Raw genomic sequence first — 26816 nt, forward strand, 5'->3', positions numbered from 1 at the left:
ACCAACACACAGGCACGCGACATGCGTGCCTTTTTTACAGCAAAAACAAATTGATAATATGGTTTGTCACTGACCAGAATGCTATCCTTAGTAAATATTTAACTCATTTTTGGAAGAGGCGAATTACCGGTGCATATTGTTCATTTTCTGCTGCGCTCTGTCGGTCTAGGCCTTGCTACGGCAGCCTTGCTGTTGCTCGCCATGCCCTCTTTACGCCAGCAAGTATTGCCCGATTACGTCACTCCACAGCCAGACAGTATTCAACAGCTACAGGTATCTTTTAAAGAAGCGGTTCGAGAGGCCGCGCCGGCAGTTGTCAATATTTATAGTCGCAAATACACCGAAAGCTCACGCACTCAGCTCTCTACACAAGGTCTAGGCTCTGGCGTTATTGTCAGTGACAAAGGCTACATTATTACCAACTATCACGTAGTGGCTCAAGCTGACCAGATTATTGTCGCATTGCAAGATGGTCGAGTTGCCGCAGCGCAGGTCGTCGGGGTTGATAGGCGTACAGACATCGCGGTGCTTCGCGTTGAGGGTGAGAACCTCCCTGTCATTCCACAAAGCGAGGATTATAAAGCACAAGTCGGAGATATTGTTTTAGCGATTGGTAACCCATACAACCTAGGTCAAACCACAACACTCGGCATTATTTCAGCAACAGGACGCTCATCCATCAGTGCTGATGGTCGTCAATCTTTTATCCAAACCGATGCAGCCATCAATGAGGGTAACTCGGGCGGTGCATTGGTTAACACTCGCGGTGAGCTTGTGGGTATTAACACCGCGTCATTCCAACAAGCGACAGAGCTTGAGACCTATGGTATCTCGTTCGCTATTCCTTACGTGCTGGCCAAGCGTATTATGGAGAAAATTATCGCTGATGGTCGCGTCATTCGTGGCTACATCGGTATTGATGGACAAGACATCAACTCAGTGACAGCTCGCTTACTAGGAGATAATCATTTAGGCGGTATCGTTGTTCTCGGTATTGACCCTAACGGACCTGCCGCCGCCGCTGGCTTTGAAACCCAAGACATCATCTTAAAAATCGATGGTAAAAAGGTGAATGGCAAACAAAGCGTGATGGACCAAGTGACCGATCTTAGACCAGGCACCGTCATTGATATCCTCGTTCTGCGCGATGGTGAAGAGCTTCCGCTCAAGGTAACGATAGCCGAAGACTCGCGCGAATTTATTCCGCAGTAAACTCATTCATTACTGTGCATAAATACAAAGCCCCATGAGCAATCATGGGGCTTTGTATTAATCAGCTTTCCTTCGAGTATCAAGACTCTTCGGCTGGTTCACTCTTATCTGAATCAGCATCAATCTCTATACGAGTCACACGCTGAAGACCTCTTGGTAACAAGCTACCACGGCGGCCACGCTCACCTCGGAAGTTCTCTAAATCTGCCGGTTTCAAGCCTAGCTTGCGCTTACCCGCATAGAGCGTCAATGAAGCCCCTTGCGGAATTGGCATAAGGTGAGACACAAACTCTTCGCGCTCTTTTGCTTTTGCCGCAGGAATATTAATGATCTTGTTGCCCTTACCTTTACCTAGTTGCGGTAGGTCTTTAATCGGGAACATCAGCATGCGACCTTGGTTAGTGATGGCCAATATCTCATCGGCATCCAAATCAGCAATCGCTAATGGTGTCATCACTTGCGAGTTTTGTGGCAAGGTGACTAGTGCTTTACCGCTGCGATTCTTCGACAGCATGTCACTACCTTTACACACAAACCCATAACCTGCATCAGAACCAATCAACCACAAGGCTTCATCATCACCCATCACGACTTGGGTAATATTTGTACCTGCAGCGACATTCAATCGACCGGTAATTGGCTCACCTTGACTACGAGCCGAAGGCAGCGAGTGTGATTCTAGCGAGTAGCTTCGACCATCATTACCCAAGAACACCGCTTGCTGATTGCTCTTACCTCTTGCATGAGCCAAGTATTTATCACCAGACTTGTAGTTCAGGCTTGTCGCATCCACTTCATGGCCTTTCGCGTGACGAATCCAACCTTTATCAGACAGTACGACAGTGATTGGTTCACTTGGTACTAAGTCACGCTCAGTCAACGCTTTCGCTTCTGCGCGCTCTACTAATGGAGAGCGGCGATCATCACCGTACTTCTCAGCGTCAGCTTTGATCTCTTTCTTCAGAAGAGTATTCATGCGACGCTCAGAGCCTAATAACTGCTCTAGCTTTTCACGCTCTTTTTCAAGCTCGTCTTGTTCGCCACGAATCTTCATCTCTTCAAGTTTGGCAAGATGACGAAGTTTAGTATCAAGGATCGCGTCAGCTTGGATGTCAGTGATCCCAAAGCGCTCCATCAGTACCGCTTTAGGCTCATCTTCAGTACGAATGATTTCAATCACTTCGTCTAAGTTGAGGTACGCCACCAACAAACCTTCAAGGATGTGTAGGCGAGCAAGCACCTTGTCTAAGCGGTATTGTAAACGGCGACGCACTGTTTCGCGGCGGAACTCAATCCACTCACCTAAGATCTGAACTAAACCTTTCACCTGCGGGCGATTGTCTAGGCCGATCATATTGAGGTTCACGCGATAATTACGCTCAAGATCCGTTGAAGCAAACAGGTGATTCATCAACTGCTCACTGTCGACACGGTTTGAACGCGGCACAATCACGATACGTGTAGGGTTTTCATGATCCGATTCGTCGCGCAGGTCATCGACCATTGGCAGTTTTTTCGCTCGCATCTGATTGGCGATCTGCTCAAGCAGCTTAGAGCCCGATACTTGGTGTGGTAGTGAAGTTACCACAATATCAGAGCCCTCTTTATGCCAAACGGCACGCATCTTAATGCTGCCACGACCCGTGCGATAGATTTTCTCAAGGTCAGATTTCGGTGAAATGATTTCAGCTTCTGTCGGGTAATCCGGGCCCTTTACAAACTGCATCACATCATTCAAATCGGCTTTTGGATTGTCGATCAGATGCACAGTAGCATCAGCGACTTCGCGAACGTTATGTGGTGGTATATCTGTCGCCATACCTACCGCGATACCCGTAACACCATTGAGCAGAATATGCGGTAAACGCGCTGGCAACATTTGTGGCTCTTTCATTGTGCCATCAAAGTTCGGCTGCCACTCGACCGTGCCCTGCCCTAACTCACCAAGTAGAACTTCGGCAAACTTAGACAGCTTCGCTTCGGTATAACGCATCGCAGCGAATGATTTCGGGTCATCTGGCGCCCCCCAGTTTCCCTGACCATCAACCAATGGGTAACGATATGAGAACGGCTGAGCCATAAGTACCATCGCCTCATAACACGCAGAATCACCGTGAGGGTGATATTTACCCAACACATCACCAACGGTACGAGCCGATTTTTTGTATTTCGCCGCCGCTGATAAGCCCAGCTCCGACATTGCATAGATAATACGACGCTGAACCGGTTTCAAACCATCGCCAATGTATGGCAAGGCACGGTCCATGATGACGTACATCGAGTAGTTCAGATAAGCGTCTTCTGTAAACCTGCGCATTGGCAGCTGTTCAACGCCATCGTATGTAATTTCGTTAGACATTCATTAAACCTCAGCCATATCACCGTTGTTCTGCAGCCAAGAGCGGCGATCATCAGCACGCTTCTTGCCTAACAACATATCCATCATCTCCATTGTCGCCTCTGAGTCATCAATAGTTAGTTGAACTAGGCGGCGAGTGTTTGGATCCATGGTGGTTTCGCGCAACTGGAGTGGGTTCATCTCACCCAGACCTTTGAATCGCTGTACGTTGATCTTGGCTTTCTTTTTCGATAAGCGCTCAAGTATGCCCTCTTTCTCATCATCATCCAGCGCATAAAATACCTCTTTGCCGCAATCGATACGGTACAGAGGAGGCATGGCAACATAGATATGCCCCGCTTCAACGAGTGAGCGGAAGTGACGAGTAAAGAGTGCGCACAACAGAGTCGCGATGTGCAGACCATCCGAGTCCGCATCGGCTAAGATACAGATCTTACCGTAACGTAAGCTGTCTAAATTATCGCTATCAGGGTCGATACCCAGCGCGACTGAGATATCGTGTACCTCTTGAGAAGCGAGAACCTGATCTGCAGAGACTTCCCAAGTATTTAGGATCTTACCACGCAGCGGCATCACCGCTTGGAACTCACGGTCACGGGCTTGTTTCGCTGAGCCCCCCGCAGAGTCACCCTCGACAAAGAAGATCTCAGTACGATTTAAATCTTGAACAGAACAATCCGTCAGCTTGCCAGGAAGTGCAGGGCCTGAGGCAACTTTTTTGCGCACCACTTTTTTGCTCGCTCGCATACGGCGGTGAGCATTAGCAATACACACTTCAGCAAGCAACTCTGCTAGCTGAGGCTTCTCATTCAACCACAGGCTGAATGCGTCTTTCACCACACCGGAAACAAACGCAGCCGTTTGACGAGATGACAAACGCTCTTTGGTTTGACCGGCAAACTGAGGGTCTTGCATCTTCACCGACAAGACATACGAACAGCGGTCAAAGACATCATCACCCGTGAGCTTTACACCACGTGGCAGCAAGTTGCGGAATTCACAGAACTCACGCATTGCATCAAGAAGGCCCTGACGAAGGCCATTCACGTGTGTACCACCTTGAGCCGTAGGGATCAGGTTTACGTAGCTCTCGGTGATCATCTCACCGCCTTCTGGCTGCCAAATCACCGCCCAGTTAGCGGCTTCTGTTTCTGCGCTGAACTCGCCAGTAAATGGTTTTTCTGGCAGAACCGGATAACCTTTAACGCCTTCAGCGAGGTAATCTGTCAAACCATCTTCATACAGCCAGCGATGCTCGTTGCCATTCACTTTGTCACTGAAGGTTATCTCTAGCCCCGGACACAACACCGCTTTCGCGCGGAGGTTGTTGACCAAGCGAGTAACAGAGAAGTTAGCTGAATCAAAGTAACTACCATCTGGCCAGAAATGAACACTGGTGCCTTTATTGCGGCGACCACATGTGCCTGTTACGGTGAGCTCTTCAACTTTATTGCCATTCTCGAAGGCCATTTCATAGACTTGGCCCTCACGGCGGACCGTGACTTCAACGCGCTTAGACAGGGCGTTAACGACGGAGATACCTACACCGTGTAGACCACCCGAGAATTGGTAGTTCTTGTTTGAGAACTTACCACCAGCATGCAGCTTACAAAAAATCAATTCCACGCCAGAGATCTTCTCTTCTGGGTGAATATCGACAGGCATACCACGACCATCATCGATCACTTCAAGTGATTGGTCTGGATGCAAAATGACTTGCACCTTCGAGGCATGTCCAGCAAGCGCTTCATCGACACTGTTGTCGATAACTTCTTGGCCCAAATGGTTTGGGCGCGCTGTATCCGTATACATCCCTGGTCGGCGACGTACTGGTTCTAAACCATTAAGAACCTCAATGGCTCCAGCATTATATTGTTCTGTCATAGTACGGAATAATAAACGTAGATAAGTAAAAGGGTACTTTGCAGGCTTTATATGATGCTTTTAATAAAAAGTCAGCAAAAAGCAGAGAAACGGGCGAGCTAATATCGCCAAGCAATGCAAAAGTATAGGGGCAACATAGTCTGACCCCAACCGCTTTATGTCAAGCGAGTTGACTGACTATCAAGTAAAAATATGATTGTTCCCGCAATGAGTGTACGGAAGTTACTCAAAGTTTAAGAAATTCGATGATGGCCGCTGGATAGCGGTCGAAACCGATAAAACTATGATCGCCTCCCTCCTCAACGGCCTGTTTGGAGTCAGAGAAACGTGCTACCGCTTGACGATAATCGAGAACTTCATCTTCAGTTTGTTGCAATAACCAAAAGTCTTGAGGGTGCTGTAACGACTCTACATCGAGATCGCGCAGCTCTTGGATATGTTTGGGCTTGAGAACATAGCGCTCTTGAGTATAAGGGTTCTCTTGCTGACCGAGAAAATCCTGCAACAGTTCATAGGGTTTAACTGCCGGGTTGACTAATGCAGCTTTGAAACCATATCGAGCATTGAGCCAAACAGACAAATACCCTCCTAGAGAGCTCCCCACCAAGCCGATATGGTAGTCGTCTTGATACTTCTCAACAATCTCTGTCAGTTGAGCAGCAGCTTGATGTGGAAAGCACGCCATCTGTGGAATAACAACTTTGATGTCAGGGCGATACGCAGCGCAGTAGTCTCGCATAAGATTGGCTTTTAATGACTGTGGGCTGCTGTTAAAGCCGTGGATATAAAGCAGTAAGCTAGGCTTTTCACTCATTAATAGCCACCAGAAGCGAAGTCCGGCATAAACTTGGTGCTGTTAAGTCGTTGAACACGCGTTTCAACTTTACCGCAAGCATGCAGTGAAAGCTCACGCCACCCTGGAGCCTGATTATCAAGAGCAAAATCTGTTGAGCGTGGTTTGAACTGAACACAAGTCGATGGAGTGGCCATCACGCGAACATCACCACGAGTCTGATCAAAATCTTGGTGCACGTGGCCACACAATACTGCTTTAACATTTTGATGCATATCGACCACTGACCAAAAATCCTCACTGTCTTTCAGCGTGTGCTGGTCAAGCCAAGCACTGCCTACCAGTAGCGGGTGGTGGTGCAAAAGCACCAGAGTATGGCGCTCTGCATGCTCGGTGAGCTTGCTGTCTAACAACTCCAACTGTTGGTCACTGAGTCGACCGTGGGGTTTGCCCACAACCTGAGAATCAAGAATCACCACTTGCCAGTGCTTACCCAGCAACCCATGTTCAAGTGCCCTTACCTGATCTGAAGGTAACACTTCTCCCATACTCGGTTGGAACAAAGGCATGGCTTTTCTAGCGGTGCAATGCCATCCAGAAAGCGTTGGTATGAGTGTGCGCTGTGATCCTGTGATATGTCACCCGTCGCCACAATCGCATCGAACTGAACACCTTCAGTTTTTACCATGTCGACAACAGCCTCAAAGCTGTCACGAGTATTGACGTTGAGCAGCGCCCCTTCCTCATCCGAGAAAAGGTGAGTATCAGTAATTTGCAAAAGCTTTACTACATCTAAGCTGTCACTAATAACGGAAGATACTTTCAAAATCAGAAACCTAAATAAACTCTAACTAAAATAATGGACGGCGACTGATGCCGTGTTTCAAACAAAATGTCAGCCAATCACCCAGAAAGCGATTCATTTGCGCCTTCTCATCTTTCTGCACCATTTTTTTATTCGGATAATCATAGCGGGCGTGAAAGCGAGATATTGGGTCACAAGAGAAGACTTCTGCAACGCGGGCATCGTGATATAGCCTGACAGACATTGACGGCAATGGAAATACCGGAACCTCATCACTCTGACAAATCTCAACTAAAGTTGTGTACTTTGTGACTTCGACCACACGAAGTTGGTAAGACATTTCTTGAACTTGATAGCAGCGAACATCATCCACTTGCGCTTGATTGGGCAGCAAAGCGTTCAACTTGGCATAGTTGGTCTCATAAACTCGCATCAGTTCTGCTAAATCAACATGATACGGCTTATTCATTGCTACGACTGCCATTGTAACTTTATTTGCTGATGATTGAGCTCCAACCATTGCAGCGCGATGATGCTCGCACCATTCTCAATTTGGCCATCCACCACCATTTGATAGGCTTCGCTGCGCGGCACCACTCGAACGCGAATATCTTCACTTTCACTATCAAGGCCATGAACGCCGTGCGCCGTAGAGGCGTCAACCCGCCCGATGAACACATCGAGCTTTTCAGAGCAGCCACCCGCAGAAGGGTAGTAAGAAACCAGTTTTTGCACATTGCTGACCGCAATACCGGCCTCTTCTTGCGCTTCTCGAGTAACGACTTCGTCTGCCTGTTCACCCTTTTCAATGATGCCTGCCACAATTTCAATCTGCCACGGCGAGGCGTGTTCCAGTGCGCCAACGCGAATTTGCTCCACTAGCACAACCTCATCACGCACAGGATCATAAGGCAGCATAGCCGCGGCATGACCTCGCTCCATCAGTTCACGGACGACCACATCGCTCCAACCGCCCTCAAATAAACGGTGCTTGAACTGGTATTTCACCATTGAGAAGAACCCTGCGTAGAGAGTGCTCTTTTCAATGATTTCGATGTCTTTAGTGCTAAACGCTTCCAATCTTATCTCTTCCTTTTCGCCGAACAGCAAACCCAACTTAATTGAGTCATATATCGCTTCGTTGTGACTCGTAATTGTACGCAGCTTGCGCTTATTTCACCAATGAAGTGCTCAACTGATTTTATAAAAAGTACAAATATTGTTTTAGAATTCCATAAATTTGACTGTTTTTACAGCAAATTTTCTTTGTCTCTGTGCAAAAAAGTGTAAAGTTTTAAACGCATTGGGCAAAATTTGAGTTAGAATCTTTGAGTACCCAAATCATTTTATGGCAGGAATAGTAACAATGAAGAAACTGCTTCCACTTTTCATTAGTGCAGCAATCGGTTCACTAAGCACGTCAGCAGTTGCAGACGACATAGTTGAAATTTATAACCTCGCGAAGGACAACGACCCTACGCTTCTAAGCTCTGCAGCAACGCGTGACGCGGCCTTTGAAGCGATTACTTCAAGTCGTGCTACTCTATTGCCACAAATTAATCTTACTGCTGGTTACAACCTCAACCGCAGTAACAAAGATATCCGTGAATCAGATGCGTTAACTGCAGGCGTAGCGCTTTCGCAAGAGCTCTATAAGCGCTCAAGCTGGATCACGCTAGATATCGCCGAGAAAAACGCACGTGCGCAAGACTCTATCTATGCGGCCAATCAACAAGCGCTGATCCTGCGTGTTTCGACTGCTTATTTTGAAGTGCTTCGTGCACAAGATAGCCTTGAGTTTGTTCAGGCAGAAAAAGCGGCGGTTGGTCGTCAGCTAGAGCAAACCAAACAGCGTTTCGAGGTAGGCCTGTCAGCGATTACCGACGTACATGATGCCCAGGCGCAATACGATACCGTGCTAGCTGATGAAGTGTTGGCACGAAACAACCTAGTAAACAGCTACGAAGCACTGCGTGAGATTACTGGTCAAGAGCACTCAAATTTGAATATTCTTGATACTAATCGCTTTGCTGCGAGCAAGCCTGATGATGCTGTCGGTGTCATGCTTCAACAAGCCGAAGAGAAAAACTTAAGCCTCTTAGCAGCACGTATTTCACAAGATGTTGCGCGTGATAACATCTCGCTAGCAGATTCTGGCCATTTGCCTTCGATCTCTCTTGATGCAGGCTACAACTATGGTGACGATTTCAATGATGTAGCCAGTAATGCAACCTACGCTTACAACGACTTCAACATTGGTGTAAACCTAGTTGTTCCTTTATACACCGGTGGTAACACCACCTCACTATCAAAGCAAGCAGAATACGCCTACGTTGCAGCAAGCCAAGATCTTGAAGCGACCTACCGCAGTGTAGTTAAAGATGTTCGCGCATTTAACAACAACATCACCTCTTCGATTGGTGCACTGCGCGCTTACGAACAGTCGGTGATCTCTGCGCAATCAGCACTTGAAGCAACAGAAGCTGGTTTTGATGTGGGTACTCGTACTATCGTTGACGTACTTGACTCAACTCGTCGTCTATATGATGCGAACCGTAACCTTTCTGATGCGCGCTACAACTACATCTTGAGTGAACTTCAGCTTCGTCAAGCTGTGGGTACACTGAGCGAGCAAGACATCCTAGATATCAATGCTGGTCTAAAACCAGCGAAGTAATCTTTGTCTGTTTGACACAAAAAAAGCCGCTTTCGCGGCTTTTTTTTCACCTGAACATCAGGTAAGAAGTAAGAGGTTAACCCTTACCACCTTTAATGGCATCAATGATCTCTGTCGTTGAACAGCCATCTTCAAAGTTAAGCACTTTTACTGCACCACCATTGGCAATCACTTCTTTACCACCGGCGATCTCTTCTGGCTTGTAGTCTCCGCCCTTAACCAGCAGATCAGGCAATACTTCAGAGATCAAACGTTGCGGCGTATCTTCACCAAATGGTACAACCCAATCTACTGCGCCTAAACCTGCCAATACCGCCATACGGCGATCAGTTGGGTTGACAGGTCGACCAGGGCCTTTCAAGCGTTTTACAGACTCATCGGTATTCACCGCCACAATTAGACGATCGCCCAAGGTCGCAGCGTGATTCAAGTACGATACGTGGCCAGCATGCAAGATATCGAAACAACCGTTCGTCATCACTACCGTTTCACCTTTCGCTTGAGCTTTTTTCACAGCAGCGATCAGTGCAGATTCACCTATCACACCGTAGTCTGTATCTTGACTACCGTGAACCGCTTCTGCCAACTCCACTTCTGACAGTGTTGATGTGCCCAGCTTACCAACAACGACACCTGCAGCAGCATTCGCTAGTGCACATGATTCTTCAAATGATTTACCTGCCGCATAAGAAGCAGCTAATACTGAAATAACGGTATCACCGGCACCAGTTACGTCATAAACCTCTTTGGCTTGAGTTGGCAAGTGGAACGGCTCTCGACCTCGGCGTAGCAGAGTCATGCCATTCTCGCTGCGGGTCACAAGTAGCGCTTCAAAGTCAAACTCTTCAATTAAAGCATGGCCCTTCTCGATGAGCTCTTGTTCATCTTTTACCTTGCCCACCACCAGCTCAAATTCAGCCATGTTTGGTGTCAAAAGTGTTGCACCACGATAACGCTCAAAGTCGGCGCCTTTCGGGTCAATGAAGACTGGCTTACCCGCTTTGCGAGCCATTTGAATCAGGGTTTGTGCATGCTCAAGCGCTCCTTTCGCGTAGTCAGAAAGAATCACGGCTGAGACGTTCGGTAGATTCTGCTCAAGGCGAGTCGTCATCAACTCAACATCTGTATTCTCAAATTTGTCTTCAAAATCAAGACGAATTAATTGCTGACCACGGCTAAGCACGCGTAATTTCGTAATGGTTGGATAATCTGGTAATGCGACAAAGTCACAGTTCACATTCAATGACGATAGCGTGTCACTCAGCACTTTAGCTGGTTCATCCGTACCGGTTAAACCTACAATATGAGCATGACCACCTAATGACGCTATATTCATCGCAACGTTAGCCGCTCCACCTGGGCGCTCTTCGTTGTTCTCTACTTTCACTACAGGCACCGGCGCTTCCGGTGAAATACGTCCCGTTGGACCATACCAATAACGATCTAACATTACGTCACCGATAATCAGTACGCCTGCATCACCATAGTTAGGTAGGATGGGTTTCATTGTTATTCTCCAATTCTTTTCACACGCTGTGCTTTATCTCTGTCGCGCGAATCATTTTTTAACGCGCGGATTGTACCACAGGTAATTCGGTTAATTTACTGCTCACCAAGCCATTGGTTCCACAATCGTGTCACTTGTTGGCGCTCACCGACAAAACGGTCATCGGCAACATCGGCATCAAGGTTCAATAGGTTGCGATGATGGATTTGATCGCGCATCGTTGTGTAGGCTTGTGTGATCGCCATTGCGTCCACTTCTTCCATGACCCCTTGCGCCATCAGCGATTCAAAGATTCGCACATTATCGGACCAACGAGTCAGTTTCGGCGTGGCATGGCTCTCTTTTAAGACTAGATATTGCGCCAAAAATTCAATGTCGGTGATCCCGCCTTGGTCTTGCTTCAACATAAAGCGCCCGGCTTTCTTGCCCCCTAGGTGATCACGCATCTTGATGCGCATCTTTACAACGTCATCTCTCAATTTAGCAGGGTCACGATCAAGACCTAATATATCGTGGCGCGTTGCCGCAAATGCCTGTTGTAGTGGCGCGTCGCCATAAATCATGCGGGCTCTGACTAAAGCTTGATGCTCCCATGTCCATGCATCTTGATGTTGGTACTCGTCAAACGCGTCTGTTGGACTAACTAACAAGCCCGATGCGCCCGATGGCCTTAAGCGCGTATCCACTTCGTATAGAATTCCTGAAGCAGTACGAGTTGAAAATATATGAATGATTCTCTGTGCCAGACGCAGATAAAACTGACGCCCATCGATCTCTTTCTTACCGTCAGTGTAGACATTCACTGGGCAATCATGCATGAAGACAATATCAAGGTCAGAGTTATAACCCAGCTCCCAACCACCCACTTTTCCGTAGCCGACAACGGCAAAACCTTTGCCCTCACGATCTTTAACGTGGGTTGGTTCACCATACTTTTCAGCCATTTGCTGCCATGCTTGATGCACAACAGCTTCGACGATCGCTTCAGCAAGATAGGTTAAGTGATCACTCACTTTCATTACCGGAAGCACGCCCGCGATATCTGCCGCCGCAATCTTCAAAATACAGATCTGTTTGAACTGGCGCAGCGCTTCCATCTGCTGCTCCATATCGTCTTCAGGTATACGGGCCAAATAGTCGCGCAATTCGCTGCGGTACGCATCAAGCTCAATCGGGTGATACAAATGCTGCGGGTCAATTAGCTCATCCAACAAGATTGGATAGCGACTCAACTGCTCTGAAATCATCGGGCTTGCGGTACACAAACGAACTAACTGAACTAACGCAGCAGGATGCTCATCAAGAAGCTCAAGATAAGTGGTTCGAGTCACAATATTGTGTAGCAAGTGCAGCACTCGTGGCAGACCAAATTGCGCATCAGGATGCTGATAAATCGCTTCAAATACTTTTGGCATCAAGCGGTTGAGTACCTCGCGCCCACGTGGTCCGAGTGTTTTCTTGGCTAAGTCCTGCTTAAATCGGGTGATTACGCTGCGCTGAGACTCTGGCTCTTCAATGTTAAGGTCTTGCTGCAATATATGATCAATCACATCATCTTTATCGGCCATATCCCACAATTCATGGAAGTGCTTGGCTATCGACTCGCCACACTCCTCTTCGTCATAACCGATTAAGGCTTCAAACACTTTGTGAACATTCGCCATGTGCTGACGTGTGTGTTGCGTCAAGACATCCCAGTTTTCATGCCCCATGGCTGTAGCAAGTTTTAACTGCTCCAAATCACCGTCAGGTAAGGTTTGCGTTTGCTTGTCCGCCATCGCTTGCAATAAGTTTTCTAGGCGACGTAAATAAGCGTAGGCCTGCTGCAGCTCTGCCACCTCACCACACTGTAATAGGTCTAGCTCATCAATGGCTTGCAGTGTTTCTAGTAAACCACGGCCGCGCAAACTTGGCTCTCGCCCACCTCGAATCAACTGGAAAACCTGTGCAATAAACTCAATTTCACGGATACCACCGGCACCGAGCTTGATGTTATTAGATAGGCCGCGACGACGCACTTCACTGCTGATCATCGACTTCATACGACGCAGTGATTGGATCGCACTAAAATCGATATAACGGCGGAAAACAAATGGGCGCAGCATTTTACGCAGCTCTTGATACTCTGGGTACATCTCACGCCCCATCACTCGCGCTTTGATCATCGCATAGCGTTCCCAGTCACGCCCCTGCTCTTGGTAATAATCTTCCAGCGCGGCATAACTCATTACTAGAGGACCACTTTCACCAAACGGTCGTAGACGCATATCTACGCGGTAACAGAAACCATCGAAGGTCTGCTGATCGAGCGCTTTAATAATCCGTTGCCCTAAACGGGTAAAGAACTGGGCATTGGCTATGGAGCGACGTGCACCTTGGGTTTCGCCGTTTTCAGGATAAGTGAAGATTAAGTCAATATCGGAAGAGAAATTCAGCTCACCACCACCCAGCTTACCCATGCCAATAATGAGCATCGGTTGTGCTTCGCCTTGCGCGTTCATCGGGGTGCCCCACTCACTGCAGCAAGCATCGTATTGCCAACGATAAGTCTCAAAGATCATCGACTCTGCCAATTGGGAAAGATGTTCCAAGCTCTCTTCTAGCGCCCAGCTCTGAGTGAAATCACGCCATGCGATGTAAACCATCTCACGGTTTCTAAACTGACGAAGTACACGATGCCCGCCCATCTCATTGACACTGTTTTCCAATAGCTTGGCCAGTCGCTCACGATAACCCGAAGCTCGCTCTGGGCTTTGCAGCATATCTGGAAGCAAGGCACCAAGTTCATCATCGCGGACTAAAGCATCAACGATAAACTGACTTAACCCTGCGACATACTCGAGTTGGCTGCGCATCGGCTCAGACCATGATTGAAACCATGCTTTATCAACAAGTGTTTCTAATGCGCTTTGTGAGTGCGTAAGTAAAGCTGAAGGGAGCTGTGGTATAGCTGGCAACGTCATGAGCAGTCCTTGTAACCCAAAAGAGTTGATATTACTCATAGCTTAACGTAATCAGAGGCTTGAGCAATAAAAAAGCCCACCGGAATCGGTGGGCTGAGCGGTAGATTCAATAATTAAACTTTAAAAGAAGCAATTTTGGCATCTAGCTCTGTGGCATTCGCCTGCATGAGCTCAGAAGTTTCAAGCAACTCAGCCATCACGGTGACAGAGCCATCAACCAACTCTCGGACATTGGTTAGGTTTTGATTCATCTCTTCTGCTACACCACTTTGCTGACCGGCAGCGGTCGCTATCTGGAAGTTCATATCATTGATTTCGCTAACTTGGTTAACGATACCATCAAGCTCAGTGCCGGCATTGGTGACCAAATCGACACTCTCTGCCGCTTCCACCACGCTTTTTTCCATTAGCTCTACTGCACTGTTAGCGCTGTCTTGTAGCTGCGTGATCATGTCTTGAATTTCAATCGTCGCTTTTTGGGTACTTTGAGCCAGGTTACGCACTTCATCCGCTACCACAGCAAAACCACGACCCGCTTCACCCGCACGCGCCGCTTCTATCGCTGCATTCAATGCAAGAAGGTTAGTTTGCTCTGAAATACCCTGAATCGTGCCGACAACGCTGCTAATAGCGGCGACTCGCTCTTCGACCTTATTCACAGCGCCAGCTGACTGGGCGATGTCATTAGATAGTTCACTGATCTTGGAAATCGTGCCACCTACAAACTCTTGACCGCGTTGCGCTTGCCCTGAAGCACTTTCCGTCAACGATGAGGCTGTCTGAGCATGATCTGCCACAGTTTGAACGGTCGAGCTCATCTCGCTCATCGCCGTGGCCAGTTGATCTATCTCATTAAACTCTTCTTGTGCCGCTTCCTTCGTCTCAGCCATGCTCAGCGTCATCACTTCAGTGAGTGAGATCAACTCTTGTGAAGCACTAATTTGTGTTTTGATTACATCCTGTAATTGGAAACGAGTGGTTTCGAGTTCACGAGCCACATCACCGTACTCGTCTTTGCACTCCATATCGATTTTTTGCGAAAGATCTTTACCCGCCATAGTCTGAATCGACTCACTCAAATATTGAGTCTGGCGCAGCATAACGCGAGCGGCAAATAGCAATAGAGAAATGAAGATAACGATCATGACGCCCGTTTGCCAAACCACTTGTACAAGATACTGCTCGTAATGGTGCTGAGCGAGATTGGCATCTTGAGTCGCCGATAGAAGGGCTTGATAGAAGGTGCTCGCATCCCACAGCTGTTTTGCCACAAGCAATACAGTGCTGAACACCATCAACATGATCATTTTCGGCACGAGTCGCGCATCAGTGATGAGCTTTTCCCAAGGTTTGAAACTGAGTTTATTCATGACACTACTCCACGAATTGAGTGCAATATTGAGGATCACACTCAGATTAATTTACGGTAATCATTACTGGGGTTAGCGGAAAATTTATACAGAACTTGAGTATTTTTGGTCGACTGAACATGGGGGGAGACGTCAGATAAGACTGTTCGTTGCTGATTTAATTCGCGCTGTTTAATTAGTCACAGCATATCAAATTCAATTAGCGAAAGGGGTGTGATATTACTCCAAAATGACAGGAGTTATCGGTTCTGTGAGCGAGCACATTAAGTGCCAGTAACACGGCGTCAAAAAACAAACGGGACTCCATTCCGAAGTCCCGTTTATCACAACTTATTGTAAAGCACTTTGCACATTACATATGAAAGGCGACATTAATCACGCCAATATGGTTGCGTGTCGACACTGATGCGACGTGTCTGCTCCATAGCGTGCAAAATAGAGGTCTCTTGTCGCTGCAGCCAGCGTTTTAACTGATCCAGTTCATCACCCTCGAGCTTATCAAGGAAAGTCTCGAGTTGTTTCAACATTTGTAAGTCGACGATACCTTGCATCAAATCAGCCCACGGAAGACGGAAGCGGTTACGATCTTCTGCATCATATAAGTTCGCAAAACTGACACCGGTATAAAGGTTACGCATCAAACGATACTGTTGGTCAATATACTCTTGGCGACATAGCTCTTTCTCCGGCGGGAACGCTTCCACCAGCTCAGCCCATGTACGATCGAGTTGTTTACCCGAAAAGGCCACAATATTACTCGCCATTTTTTCGCGGGCTTTGTCGTCTAGGAAAGGCTGCCAACCGCGGGTCAAAATCCAGCGGCTCAAATCCAGCAACAAACCGGTATAACGTGCAGAGGAGAGTAACGTTAAACTCTCTTCACGCTCTGGCAATTGCGCTTCAACCTGTTTCAGTTCTTCAACAATAAACTTGCGGGCATCGAGTTTGCGCAGCACATGGCCTTTGTCTTCAAGCAGGTCTTCAAGGCAGTCATAGTCATCTAGCCATTCAAGCTCTTGCTCAAGCCACTTAAGCTCTTGGCGCAGCAGTGCACTTGCGCGACGTGGTACGACACCGCCGTACACCGTAAAGATTTGGCGAATGTAGCTAATCGCATGACGAATTTCATGCAGCGCTTCAATAGAAGGGCGCTCGATATAAATCTGCTCGTGGTAGTGCCAATGAGATAGCGCATGCTCAAGCGCGTTAACTAAACAGGTTTCTACACTGTCACTCGATTGAGTATTAACGAGCGGCAGTGGTACAACCTCATCGCTTTCATGACCATACGCCAAGCGATAGCCTTTTGCTGCTTTGCTCATATTACCAAGGCGCATACCTCCATCTTCGGAGAATGCTCGAGCGAGTGTGAATAGTGCTTCGGTTTGGCCTGACTTAAGCTCCAGCTCCACCTCACAAATCGGCTCTTGTTTATCACCAGACTCAACCAGACCTTGGTCAAAGGCCACTTCCACTTGGCTGCCATCTGGCATACCAATAAGCCACTGCTCACGAGTGAAATTGGTTGAGAAAATCGGGATCAACTGCGCTTGAACCTCTTCTACAGTACGGCCTTCTGGCCATATTTCTGTAGGGTGAAGTGTCAGTTCAGGTTTGTTAGATGTGTGTTCAGCGTTGAACTCAGGACGCTGGTGCAGGCCAGCAACAACACGGCCTGACGTTTTGACGGTTTGTACGAACACACCATCAAAGCAGCGAATTCTTAAGCCTATGTCGTGACGACGTAGCCAGTTATCCGCAGTATCGAAGTAGGTATTTCCCAGTTCTCGACAGCTATGCTGAAGTACTTTGGTTTCATCGAGTTTTGCTCGCAAAGTATCGGAAAAATCAGATGAAACAAAAAACTTCAACTCTATCTCGGTTTCCATATATCCACCTTATAAAACAGATAGGTGAAGCATATTGCTTAACTGAGGGATCAGCAAGAAGGAAATAACACCTGAATGATGATCTAAAACAGTTTTAATGTGGCATTTTATGGGTTAACATTCGCGCCTTTATAGCCATCGTTCAACATTTCGCCAGATTATGGCCTATGTTTTTTTTAGGGTTATAGCAATTAGGTTTTAAAACCATGCCAGTAAATACCATTATGGGGTTGTTCGCAAAGTCCCCTATTAAACCTTTGCAACGTCACGTTGTATGCGTGAATGAATGCTGCTCTCACTTAATCAACTTCTTTGAGGTTTCTTCAAAGGGTGATTGGGAAAAAGCATCTGAAATTCGTGCTCAAATCTCGCATCTTGAAAAAGAGGCGGATGTACTAAAGCGTGAGATCCGTTTGAAACTACCACGTGGATTGTTCTTGCCAGTCGATCGTACTGACATGCTTGAGCTTCTCACGCAGCAAGACAAACTAGCCAACCTTGCCAAAGATATTGCTGGCCGAGTTTACGGTCGCCAGCTCATCATTCCTGAACCTATGCAACAGAACTTCATCGCTTATGTTAAGCGCTGTCTCGATGCTGCTGATCAAGCTCAAAAAGTGATTAATGAGCTAGATGAACTGCTAGAAACCGGTTTTAAAGGCCGTGAAGTCACCCTCGTTGCAGAGATGATTCACCAATTAGACGTGATTGAAGATGACACTGACTCAATGCAGATTGAGTTGCGTCAACAACTGATGGCTCTCGAAGATAGCCTCAGCCCAATCGACGCTATGTTCCTCTATAAGATTTTAGAATGGGTGGGCGGAATCGCAGACCAAGCTCAACGTGTTGGAGCACGTCTAGAGCTTATGCTTTCTCGTTCATAATTCAGAAACTAACACTGAGTAACGAAGGTCATTCAAATTATCGGCAATGCAATCGCAGTGACGCGGATTATTGCGCCCGTTTTTTGTCTGTCCCGCTTGTTACAAACAACTAGGTAATACAATGGATATCCTCGCTAACTACGGTACTATCCTAATTCTGATCGCAGCTCTCTTTGGTTTTATGATGGCTGTGGGTATCGGTGCAAATGACGTAGCGAACGCTATGGGCACCTCAGTTGGTTCAAAAGCACTGACTGTAAAACAAGCGATCATCATCGCGATGATCTTCGAGTTTGCCGGCGCTTACCTTGCCGGTGGTGAAGTAACTGATACCATCCGTAAGGGTGTTATTGATACCACACTATTTGCTGATAAGCCTGATGTGCTTGTGTTCGGCATGCTGTCTGCGCTTCTTGCTGCGGGTACTTGGCTGCTGCTTGCGTCATACATGGGTTGGCCGGTTTCAACCACTCACTCAATCATCGGTGCGATCATCGGTTTTGCTTGTGTATCCGTGGGTACAGAAGCGGTTGACTGGAGTAGTGTTCAAGGCATCGTTGGCAGCTGGATTGTTACCCCATTGATATCGGGCTTCTTTGCCTATCTTATCTTTGTCAGTGCACAACGTCTGATTTTTGATACTGAGCGCCCTCTGATGAATGCAAAGCGTTTTGTGCCTGTGTACATGTTCATCACGACGATCGTGATTGCCCTTGTTACTATCAAAAAAGGCCTAAAACACATCGGTCTGCACCTATCAACGGGTGAAGCTTGGATTGCAGCGATTGCTGTTTCAACTCTCGTGATGGTCGGTGGCTATGTTTACATTCAGAAGAAGTTTGCCAACCGTGAAGACGACCACAGCTTTGCTGGTGTTGAAGGCATCTTCTCTGTACTGATGGTTATCACTGCGTGTGCAATGGCATTTGCTCACGGCTCAAACGACGTAGCGAACGCGATTGGCCCTCTGTCGGCAGTAGTATCAACCGTAGAGCACATGGGCGAAATTACCGCTAAAAGCCGTATTGCATGGTGGATCCTTCCTCTGGGTGGTGTCGGTATCGTTGTGGGTCTAGCGACACTAGGCCACAAAGTAATGGCGACAGTAGGTACTGGTATTACTGAACTTACACCTAGCCGTGGTTTTGCCGCTCAGCTTGCTACTGCATCAACGGTTGTTCTAGCGTCTGGTACTGGCCTTCCAATCTCGACGACTCAAACACTAGTCGGTGCGGTTCTGGGTGTGGGTTTTGCTCGTGGCATCGCTGCGCTAAACCTTGGCGTTGTTCGTAACATCGTTGCGTCTTGGATTGTTACACTGCCTGCAGGTGCCCTGCTTGCCGTTGTCTTCTTCTATGGAATTCAAGCAGCATTTGTTTAACGCTTACTGACGTAAAGTCCAGTAAAAAGTCAGAGTCAAGTTAAGACAATGTCATTATTGACTCAAACGCACATTAAGGGAGGCTTTGCCTCCCTTCTTTGTTGCACCGAGGCTTGAAAATTCTTACTATCTCTTCAGTTTTATCGTTCTGTCTCACTCAGACTCGAAACCGCTATAGAAAGCTCGTAGCCGTTAGACAGACAAACCCCCTATTGGAAGGATTACCCGTGAAAAAGCTGATCTATCTGGTTTTACTAGCTGTAACGTCTGTTTCTACAGCTTTCGCTCAAGACCACTACATCGCAGATAAACTGTTTACGTACATGCACTCAGGCCCAGGTACCGAGTTTAGAATTATTGGCAGCGTTAACGCCGGTGATAAAGTTCAACTAACAAACACTAACCGTGCAGCAGGCTACAGTGAAGTTGTAGATAGCCGAGGCCGTAAAGGCTGGGTCGAAAGTAAGTTTGTTACGACTCAACAGAGCATGGCGATCCGACTACCTAAAGTAGAAAAAGAGCTTGCACAGGCGAACGAAGCCTTATCAAATGCTCGCTCATCGGCAGACAGTGAAAAAGCGGGGTTAATTGACTCACTAGAGGCACGCAATCAGCAACTGTCTGAGCTTGAAGAGACCAACACAGAACTGAACAAGCAGCTAACGACATCACAGACAGAGATTCGTGAGCTTCGCGCTCGTTTAGATACGCAAAAAGAAGACCTACTGCTTAAGTACTTCATGTATGGTGGCGGTGTTGCTGGTCTTGGCCTGTTGTTTGGCTTGCTCCTTCCACACATCATGCCACGTCGTAAAAAGTCTCCTGCAGGCTGGGCATAGTGATTTAGCTAGACAATTATCAATACACTAGGTAATTGCCACGGTGCTATACAACAGTACTTCAATAAAAAATGGTCGCGAAATGCGACCATTTTTTTATCTATTTGTCCGCAGAGAGTTGTCCGCAGACAGCAAAATACGTTAGCCTTTCCAGTCATACAGGGCTGGTATACGTAAGCGCTCACCTTCGAAGCGAATCACACATGATTGTGGCTCTATACTTTCCAGCACCACGCCCCCATTCAACTCATCCCCTTGCATGTATTCAACATCATTAATCTTAACCCAGCGCTTATCCTCTGCGCGTGAATAGACATGGGTTTGAAAATTCATTGCAGGCAATCGCCCATAATAATCGTTACTGTTTTGCGCCAAAGCGATAACACGCTGTTGTGATGGTGTTGTCGCTATCTGAGTAGAGGTGTTTGACGTGGGTTCATTTGTGGTTGACGGCTGCGACATCACTGACTGCAGGCGCTGAGCTATCTCTGGGGATAGCTGACTCAAATCAAGGTTAGCTAACGGATCATCAGCAATAACCTCCGCCCCACTCGGCGAGGTCACTGGTGGTATATTCGATTCAGTTTCTGGCAATAAACTGTATGAATCACTTTGATGATGAGCAACAGCAGGTTTTTTAGGCACGCTGACGAGCGCTTGCAGAGGTGCTACCTGAGAAAGAGTATATGCCACATCAATACGCTCTATCTGCTGGACAACCTCAACCTCTTGCTGAGATTGAAGACTACTATGAACACGGTAGTCTTGAACGTATTGAGCGCCAAAGTAAGCGATCGAGCATAAGCTCGGGAGCAACAACGCGAAGCTTGCAAGAGGCCAAGAAAAGCGCGGAGCCGTTGCCAGAGCTTGAACAGGCGCATAAGACGAGGTTGATGCCTGTGTGTAGTGCTCTTGCTCTGAACGCTGTAAGGCGTTTAATACTTGCGACATTTACATCACCTCCTGATCAACAATCAGTGTTGGCGCTTGAGCCTGGGTCATAAGATCCAAGCGAGTGAGTGTTTGCTTACCCGCAATACCATCGACTGCCATCCCCTGCCAGCGTTGAAACGCTTCCACACGACGTTTTAGGCTGTCATCAAAAACACGCTTACTTTCCACTTGCTCACCGAACACTGCCGCTAATTTACTGTTCAGAGCCTCGATCGACTCACCTTGCATACCCTGGCGCAACGTCTCATCAAACTGACTCATCCACAGATAACGATATTCACCCGTCCACAGTTGCCCAAGCCACTCTAGCGGCAATGTCAGCTCTTTATCATCGATTAGCAATACAAATGACTCTGTCGTTAATTGATTGAGAACAGCAAAACGCTTTTGCCCATCAAGGCGCAAGGTCAATACCACTGGCATGTTGATATCAATCACATCTTTGATTGTGCCCAAGGCCATGCGGCAATTCATCACTGAATCAGACTCTTCTAAACATAAGGTATCAAACATAGACGCACGATAGCCCCATGTTTGATAAAGATCTCGAAGCGCGCCCTCTACCGTAAGCCCTTGACTAATCGTCGCCTTCGCTTCACTTGCGAGCGCTATCTGCTCGACGATTTCAACCTGAGGCTCACTGTCTATGACTGGTATCACTTGTGCTAATTGCTGCTGAGTAAAACGCTCTATATTCGGTAGTGCGGCATACGCGATACTGCATCCGATAGCCAATGCTGCTGCATATTTCCAGCCATGATTAACGGCTTTGCTTGGTTGCAAATGCGTGCTTGGCATCTGATAAGCCATAACCGATTCACAAGCCTGTGTAACAAGATTGACGGTTAACGCTGGCATTCCTGCATGATGTGCCATTTTTAAGCTCTCATCACATACGAGGTTGATGAGCCTTGGTATTCCTTGCGTGTAACGAGCTATCACACTCACCATTTTCTTTGAGAATAGAGTCACTGAACCGCCCGCTGTCGCTAAACGAAAACGGATATACGCGTCCGTTTCATCGGCATCTAGCGGCAATAAATGGTAACGGCCAGTGATGCGTTGCGCCAACTGGCGCAGCTGTGGCCACTGCAGTTTTTGCTGCAGTTCAGGTTGCCCTACCAGCAGAACTTTCAGCAGTTTTTGACTCTCTGTTTCTAAATTGGTAATTAGTCGAAGTTGTTCGAGCACATCTGGCGCGAGGTGCTGCGCCTCATCAATCACAAGCAGTGTTTGAACCCCTTGTGCATGGTTAGCCAATAAGTAGTGATGAATGGCTTGCGAGAGGTCTTTCAGGCTTGCATTCGCGGCGTACTCTATCGCGTATTCATCACACACAGCTTGCAATAGCTCAATCGACGAGAAGGTTGGGTTAAGGATTAATCCCGCCTTGGTGGCACTATCGAGGTTGGATAACATGGACTTAGCCACGGTTGTTTTCCCTGTACCCACCTCACCGGTCAGCATCGCCATACCGCCGCCCGATGTCAGGCCGGATTTCAGATAGGCAATCGCTTCTTGGTGTCGTTGACTAAGATAGAGATAGCGAGAATTGGGGACGATGGAAAACGGCCACTCCGAAAAGCCAAAATATTCTTTATACATCCCTTAACTCCCTATCATTGTTCAACTAAGGAAAGTACCATTAGTTGTCGTTAGCGCCAACGTCAAAGCGCTTATTATAAGGGGACATTGTGAAAATATATCTTGTTGGTGGGGCAGTTCGTGACCAACTCCTCGACCTTTCTGTTTACGATAAAGATTGGGTCGTTGTTGGAAGCACCCCTGAAGAAATGCTCTCACAGGGCTTTACTGCCGTTGGTAAAGACTTTCCCGTGTTCCTGCATCCTAAAACCAAACAAGAGCACGCCCTAGCGCGAACAGAACGTAAATCTGGCGCTGGATACACTGGCTTTGAATGCTTCTTTGATCAAAACGTCACGCTTGAGGAAGACTTACTGCGCCGTGACCTAACCATCAATGCCATAGCTCAAGACGAAGCCGGCAACTTATATGACCCATTTAACGGTCAACAAGACATCGATAATCGAATACTACGCCATGTCTCCGGCGCTTTTGTCGAAGACCCTTTGCGCGTGCTGCGTGTAGCTCGCTTTGCCGCAAAGCTCGCACATTTGGGCTTCACCATTGCTGATGAAACTATGCTTCTGATGCAGCAAATCAGCGTTTCTGGTGAGCTTGAGCACCTAACACCAGAACGCGTATGGCAAGAGTGGCATAAATCATTATCGACACAAAGCCCGCATATTTTCCTGTCAGTACTGCGAGAATGTGGCGCACTTGCAGTTGCTCTTCCCGAGTTGAATGCCTTGTTTGGTGTTCCTCAACCAGAGCAGTGGCACCCCGAAATTGATACGGGTATTCACACGCTGATGGTAGCAGAGCAAGCAGCACTACTAAGTGACTCTCTCCCTGTGCGCTTCGCCTCACAAGTGCATGACTTAGGAAAAGGGATCACCCCAAAATCTGAGTGGCCGAGTCACAAAATGCACTGCCACACTGGCGTTAAGCTGATTAAAAAATTATGCGACCGCGTTCGAGTTCCCAATGAGTTTCGCGATTTAGCAGTCATGGTTTGTGAGCAGCACTCCAATATCCATCGCGCCGCAGAACTCAAGCCGGCCACAATATTAAAGATCCTCAATAAGTTTGACGTTTGGCGTAAGCCGGAGCGTTTAAACGACATTTTACTTTGCTGCATGGCAGACAGCCGCGGAAGGACAGGGTTTGAAGATATTGAGTACCCACAAAAAGCATTATTCGAAGCCGCTTACCAATCCGCTTTAGCCGTGAATGTGCAATCGGTGATTGCCGATGGTTTTCAGGGAGCTGAGATACGTGCCGAGCTAGAACAACGCCGTATTGAAGCCATTAAAAACGCAAAAGAGCCAGTCTAATACTGGCTCTTGGTTCATATGTCACCTAATGCGACTTACGCATTTTGCTCGGTTAGTGACTCTTCCGGCTGTTTGTCTTTAATCAAACGACTGGTAATCGTACCGGCAGTCATTGCGCCTGATACGTTCAACGCAGTACGAGCCATATCAATCAGCGGTTCAATTGAGATTAGTAGCGCAGCAATCGTGACTGGCAAGCCCATTGCAGGAAGAACTATCAGAGCGGCAAACGTTGCACCGCCGCCGACACCCGCAATACCAAATGAGCTGATTGTGATGATCGCTACCAAAGACAAGATAAAGTTAATGTCCATTGGGTTGATACCCACTGTCGGCGCAACCATCACTGCGAGCATAGCTGGATAGATACCTGCACAGCCATTTTGGCCAATTGTGGCACCAAACGACGCTGATAGGTTAGCAATTGCAGGCGGCACCTTTAGCTTAGTGATTTGCGCTTCCACGTTCAAAGGAATAGTTGCCGCAGAGCTACGAGATGTAAACGCAAACGTCAGCACTGGCCAGATTTTCTTAAAGTACTCTTTCGGACTAACGCCCACCAAAGAGACCAACAAGCCGTGCACAACAAACATCAATGCAATTGCCACGTAAGAGGCAACGATAAAGCCAAGTAAGTTTAGGATGTCTGTAGCACTTGATGTCGCTACAACGCGCGCCATCAGCGCTGCGATACCATAAGGTGTTAGCGCCATAATCATCTTAACCAAGCGCATCACGATCGATTGAACCGCTTCAACAAAAGTACGGATTGGCGACTCTAGCTCTGGCTTTTCAACCATAACTTTGCGTGCAGCAATACCCGATAGAATACCGAAGATCACGACTGCGATGATAGACGTTGAGCGTGCCCCTGTAAGATCGGCAAATGGGTTAGTTGGAATAAAGCTGATCAACATTTGAGGAATCGTCAGATCACTGACGCGATCCATACGTCCTTCCAATGCCGACAAGCGCGCCGTTTCACGTGCGCCTTCTGTCAGACCTTCAGCAGATAAGCCAAAGCCCTGTGTGACTGCAATACCAATCAAGGCAGAGATCATTGTCGTCACCAGCAGCACTGAGATGGTCAAACCGCTGATCTTACCTAATGAGGCTGAATTCTCTAATTTCACAACGGCAGCAAACATCGACACCAAGACCAGTGGCATGATGATCATCTGCAAAAGACCAACGTAGCCACGTCCAACCACGTTAATCCAATCTAGACTTGCACCAATAGCATCATGCCCTTCACCGTAAACTAACTGAAGAACAAGACCAAATGCACTACCAAAAACTAGGCCAATCAAAACTTGGCGAGAGAGCGTTGCTCCTTTTCTTTGCTGAACGCTAAGAAAGAAAAGTAGCGCTGCAAATACGGCTAAATTTGCCACCACTGCTACAGACATTGTGAATCCTTTTATTCGCTGACGATTATTTTGTCTAATTATTAAATTTGAGACGAATAACCCTACAGGCTACGAGGTAGTTCACAAAGAAGGAAACGGGATTAGTTAGAAGGTTTGGTTATAGATAGCGGAGGTTGGAGGTTGGAGGTTGGAGGTTGGAGGTTGGAGGTTGGAGCAGCCTAAATCCTGCAACCGAAGTATCAACAACAGATCCTCACACTTTCAAGCGAAGCGACCTTTCACCTTCTCTTTATAAACCCCAATAAACAAAAAACCCCGCCGAAGCGAGGGTTTTAAAAGTTATTTAGCTAAGCTCATTCAACGAAGAATTAAGCTTGACCTTTAACTTCTTTAAGACCGTTGTAAGAAGCGCGCTCACCTAGAGCTTCCTCGATACGGATAAGTTGGTTGCTTTCTTTTAGGTATAGCAGCAACACGGTCAGAACGGCTCATCGTTCTTTTTGAGGTCCCATTAAACAAAAAACCTCGCCGAAGCGAGGGTTTAAAAAGTTATTTAGCTAGGCTAATTCAATTAAGAATTAAGCTTGGCCTTTAACTTCTTTAAGACCGTTGTAAGGAGCGCGCTCACCTAGAGCTTCCTCGATACGGATAAGTTGGTTGCTTTCTTTTAGGTATAGCAGCAACACGGTCAGAACGGCTCATCGTTCTTTTTGAGGCCCCATTAAACAAAAACCCTCGCCGAAGCGAGGGTTTAAAAAGTTATTTAGCTAGGCTAATTCAATTAAGAATTAAGCTTGGCCTTTAACTTCTTTAAGACCGTTGTAAGGAGCGCGCTCACCTAGAGCTTCCTCGATACGGATAAGTTGGTTGCTTTCTTTTAGGTATAGCAGCAACACGGTCAGAACGGCTCATCGTTCTTTTTGAGGCCCCATTAAACAAAAACCCTCGCCGAAGCGAGGGTTTAAAAAGTTATTTAGCTAAGCTCATTCAACGAAGAATTAAGCTTGA

Annotated in this window: 18 protein-coding genes and 1 pseudogene; 6 read left to right on the top strand and 13 right to left on the bottom strand. The window is 47.3% G+C overall.

What is annotated here, in order from left to right; genetic code table 11:
* Positions 1–135: 135 nt before the first annotated feature.
* The gene (gene degS, locus QWZ05_RS10355; protein ID WP_264875457.1) at positions 136–1212 is read left to right on the top strand and encodes an outer membrane-stress sensor serine endopeptidase DegS; all 1077 of its coding nucleotides are present in this window, start codon (positions 136–138) and stop codon (positions 1210–1212) included.
* Positions 1213–1291: 79 nt separating this feature from the next.
* On the opposite strand, the gene parC is transcribed toward degS, so the two are convergent.
* The 6 genes and pseudogenes from parC to nudF all read right to left on the bottom strand — a co-directional run bounded on the left by parC (position 1292) and on the right by nudF (position 8133).
* Entirely contained in the window at positions 1292–3571 is a 2280-nt protein-coding gene (parC, locus tag QWZ05_RS10360; protein WP_264874763.1) for a DNA topoisomerase IV subunit A, read from the bottom strand.
* 3 nt (positions 3572–3574) lie between these two features.
* Positions 3575–5455 carry a DNA topoisomerase IV subunit B gene (parE, locus tag QWZ05_RS10365; RefSeq protein ID WP_264874762.1) on the bottom strand — a complete coding sequence of 627 codons (1881 nt, stop codon included), beginning with the start codon at positions 5453–5455 and terminating at the stop codon, positions 3575–3577.
* 226 nt (positions 5456–5681) lie between these two features.
* The gene (yqiA, locus tag QWZ05_RS10370; protein WP_264874761.1) at positions 5682–6269 is read right to left on the bottom strand and encodes an esterase YqiA; all 588 of its coding nucleotides are present in this window, start codon (positions 6267–6269) and stop codon (positions 5682–5684) included.
* Positions 6269–7074: pseudogene (gene cpdA, locus QWZ05_RS10375) on the bottom strand (3',5'-cyclic-AMP phosphodiesterase). The gene yqiA and the pseudogene cpdA overlap by 1 nt, the downstream one beginning before the upstream one ends.
* A gap of 25 nt (positions 7075–7099) precedes the next feature.
* A complete protein-coding gene (locus QWZ05_RS10380; protein ID WP_264874759.1) occupies positions 7100–7537 on the bottom strand; it encodes a DUF1249 family protein in 438 nt (145 codons plus the stop codon).
* Entirely contained in the window at positions 7525–8133 is a 609-nt protein-coding gene (gene nudF, locus QWZ05_RS10385) for an ADP-ribose diphosphatase (RefSeq protein WP_373875497.1), read from the bottom strand. Before nudF ends, QWZ05_RS10380 begins: the two co-directional genes overlap by 13 nt.
* A gap of 286 nt (positions 8134–8419) precedes the next feature.
* Between nudF and tolC the strand changes: the two genes are divergently transcribed.
* Positions 8420–9730, top strand: coding sequence for an outer membrane channel protein TolC (gene tolC / locus QWZ05_RS10390; protein WP_290298290.1), 1311 nt, complete (start codon positions 8420–8422; stop codon positions 9728–9730).
* A 76-nt stretch (positions 9731–9806) separates the two neighbouring features.
* Here tolC and hldE read toward each other — a convergent pair whose 3' ends face one another.
* The 4 genes from hldE to QWZ05_RS10410 all read right to left on the bottom strand — a co-directional run bounded on the left by hldE (position 9807) and on the right by QWZ05_RS10410 (position 17459).
* A complete protein-coding gene (hldE, locus tag QWZ05_RS10395) occupies positions 9807–11237 on the bottom strand; it encodes a bifunctional D-glycero-beta-D-manno-heptose-7-phosphate kinase/D-glycero-beta-D-manno-heptose 1-phosphate adenylyltransferase HldE (RefSeq protein ID WP_264874757.1) in 1431 nt (476 codons plus the stop codon).
* A gap of 95 nt (positions 11238–11332) precedes the next feature.
* Entirely contained in the window at positions 11333–14200 is a 2868-nt protein-coding gene (glnE, locus tag QWZ05_RS10400) for a bifunctional [glutamate--ammonia ligase]-adenylyl-L-tyrosine phosphorylase/[glutamate--ammonia-ligase] adenylyltransferase (protein ID WP_290298291.1), read from the bottom strand.
* Between the two features lie 113 nt (positions 14201–14313).
* Complete coding sequence (locus tag QWZ05_RS10405) at positions 14314–15570, bottom strand: methyl-accepting chemotaxis protein (RefSeq protein ID WP_290298292.1); 1257 nt, start codon at positions 15568–15570, stop codon at positions 14314–14316.
* A gap of 371 nt (positions 15571–15941) precedes the next feature.
* The gene (locus QWZ05_RS10410) at positions 15942–17459 is read right to left on the bottom strand and encodes a CYTH and CHAD domain-containing protein (RefSeq protein WP_264874754.1); all 1518 of its coding nucleotides are present in this window, start codon (positions 17457–17459) and stop codon (positions 15942–15944) included.
* A gap of 206 nt (positions 17460–17665) precedes the next feature.
* Here QWZ05_RS10410 and QWZ05_RS10415 point away from each other — a divergent pair, with 206 nt between their 5' ends.
* The 3 genes from QWZ05_RS10415 to QWZ05_RS10425 all read left to right on the top strand — a co-directional run bounded on the left by QWZ05_RS10415 (position 17666) and on the right by QWZ05_RS10425 (position 20566).
* Positions 17666–18346, top strand: a complete 681-nt coding sequence (locus tag QWZ05_RS10415) for a TIGR00153 family protein (RefSeq protein WP_290298293.1) — start codon at positions 17666–17668, stop codon at positions 18344–18346.
* A 121-nt stretch (positions 18347–18467) separates the two neighbouring features.
* Positions 18468–19727: an inorganic phosphate transporter gene (locus QWZ05_RS10420; protein ID WP_264874752.1), complete on the top strand. Its 1260-nt coding sequence runs from the start codon at positions 18468–18470 to the stop codon at positions 19725–19727.
* 227 nt (positions 19728–19954) lie between these two features.
* Positions 19955–20566 (top strand): TIGR04211 family SH3 domain-containing protein, encoded by a 612-nt coding sequence (locus QWZ05_RS10425; RefSeq protein ID WP_264874751.1) that lies wholly within the window; start codon positions 19955–19957, stop codon positions 20564–20566.
* A gap of 141 nt (positions 20567–20707) precedes the next feature.
* Here QWZ05_RS10425 and QWZ05_RS10430 read toward each other — a convergent pair whose 3' ends face one another.
* A complete protein-coding gene (locus tag QWZ05_RS10430; RefSeq protein WP_290298294.1) occupies positions 20708–21517 on the bottom strand; it encodes a general secretion pathway protein GspB in 810 nt (269 codons plus the stop codon).
* Positions 21518–23125, bottom strand: coding sequence for an ExeA family protein (locus QWZ05_RS10435; RefSeq protein ID WP_290298295.1), 1608 nt, complete (start codon positions 23123–23125; stop codon positions 21518–21520).
* An 89-nt stretch (positions 23126–23214) separates the two neighbouring features.
* On the opposite strand from QWZ05_RS10435, the gene QWZ05_RS10440 reads away from it, so the two are divergent.
* On the top strand, positions 23215–24438 hold the full coding sequence (locus QWZ05_RS10440) for a multifunctional CCA addition/repair protein (protein ID WP_264874748.1): 1224 nt from the start codon (positions 23215–23217) through the stop codon (positions 24436–24438).
* A 35-nt stretch (positions 24439–24473) separates the two neighbouring features.
* On the opposite strand, the gene QWZ05_RS10445 is transcribed toward QWZ05_RS10440, so the two are convergent.
* On the bottom strand, positions 24474–25847 hold the full coding sequence (locus QWZ05_RS10445) for an L-cystine transporter (RefSeq protein ID WP_290298298.1): 1374 nt from the start codon (positions 25845–25847) through the stop codon (positions 24474–24476).
* Positions 25848–26816: the final 969 nt, after the last annotated feature.

The organism is Vibrio agarivorans, from assembly GCF_030409635.1.
In the GTDB taxonomy this organism is placed as follows: Bacteria; Pseudomonadota; Gammaproteobacteria; order Enterobacterales; family Vibrionaceae; genus Vibrio; species Vibrio agarivorans.

Coding starts and splice junctions, on each gene's coding strand:
- QWZ05_RS10435 (WP_290298295.1), bottom strand. CDS start 23,125: ATGTATAAAGAATATTTTGGCTTTTCGGAGTGGCCGTTTTCCATCGTC.
- QWZ05_RS10405 (WP_290298292.1), bottom strand. CDS start 15,570: ATGAATAAACTCAGTTTCAAACCTTGGGAAAAGCTCATCACTGATGCG.
- parE (WP_264874762.1), bottom strand. CDS start 5,455: ATGACAGAACAATATAATGCTGGAGCCATTGAGGTTCTTAATGGTTTA.
- tolC (WP_290298290.1), top strand. CDS start 8,420: ATGAAGAAACTGCTTCCACTTTTCATTAGTGCAGCAATCGGTTCACTA.
- parC (WP_264874763.1), bottom strand. CDS start 3,571: ATGTCTAACGAAATTACATACGATGGCGTTGAACAGCTGCCAATGCGC.
- QWZ05_RS10420 (WP_264874752.1), top strand. CDS start 18,468: ATGGATATCCTCGCTAACTACGGTACTATCCTAATTCTGATCGCAGCT.
- QWZ05_RS10410 (WP_264874754.1), bottom strand. CDS start 17,459: ATGGAAACCGAGATAGAGTTGAAGTTTTTTGTTTCATCTGATTTTTCC.
- hldE (WP_264874757.1), bottom strand. CDS start 11,237: ATGAAACCCATCCTACCTAACTATGGTGATGCAGGCGTACTGATTATC.
- QWZ05_RS10380 (WP_264874759.1), bottom strand. CDS start 7,537: ATGGCAGTCGTAGCAATGAATAAGCCGTATCATGTTGATTTAGCAGAA.
- yqiA (WP_264874761.1), bottom strand. CDS start 6,269: ATGAGTGAAAAGCCTAGCTTACTGCTTTATATCCACGGCTTTAACAGC.
- QWZ05_RS10415 (WP_290298293.1), top strand. CDS start 17,666: ATGCCAGTAAATACCATTATGGGGTTGTTCGCAAAGTCCCCTATTAAA.
- QWZ05_RS10445 (WP_290298298.1), bottom strand. CDS start 25,847: ATGTCTGTAGCAGTGGTGGCAAATTTAGCCGTATTTGCAGCGCTACTT.
- QWZ05_RS10430 (WP_290298294.1), bottom strand. CDS start 21,517: ATGTCGCAAGTATTAAACGCCTTACAGCGTTCAGAGCAAGAGCACTAC.
- glnE (WP_290298291.1), bottom strand. CDS start 14,200: ATGACGTTGCCAGCTATACCACAGCTCCCTTCAGCTTTACTTACGCAC.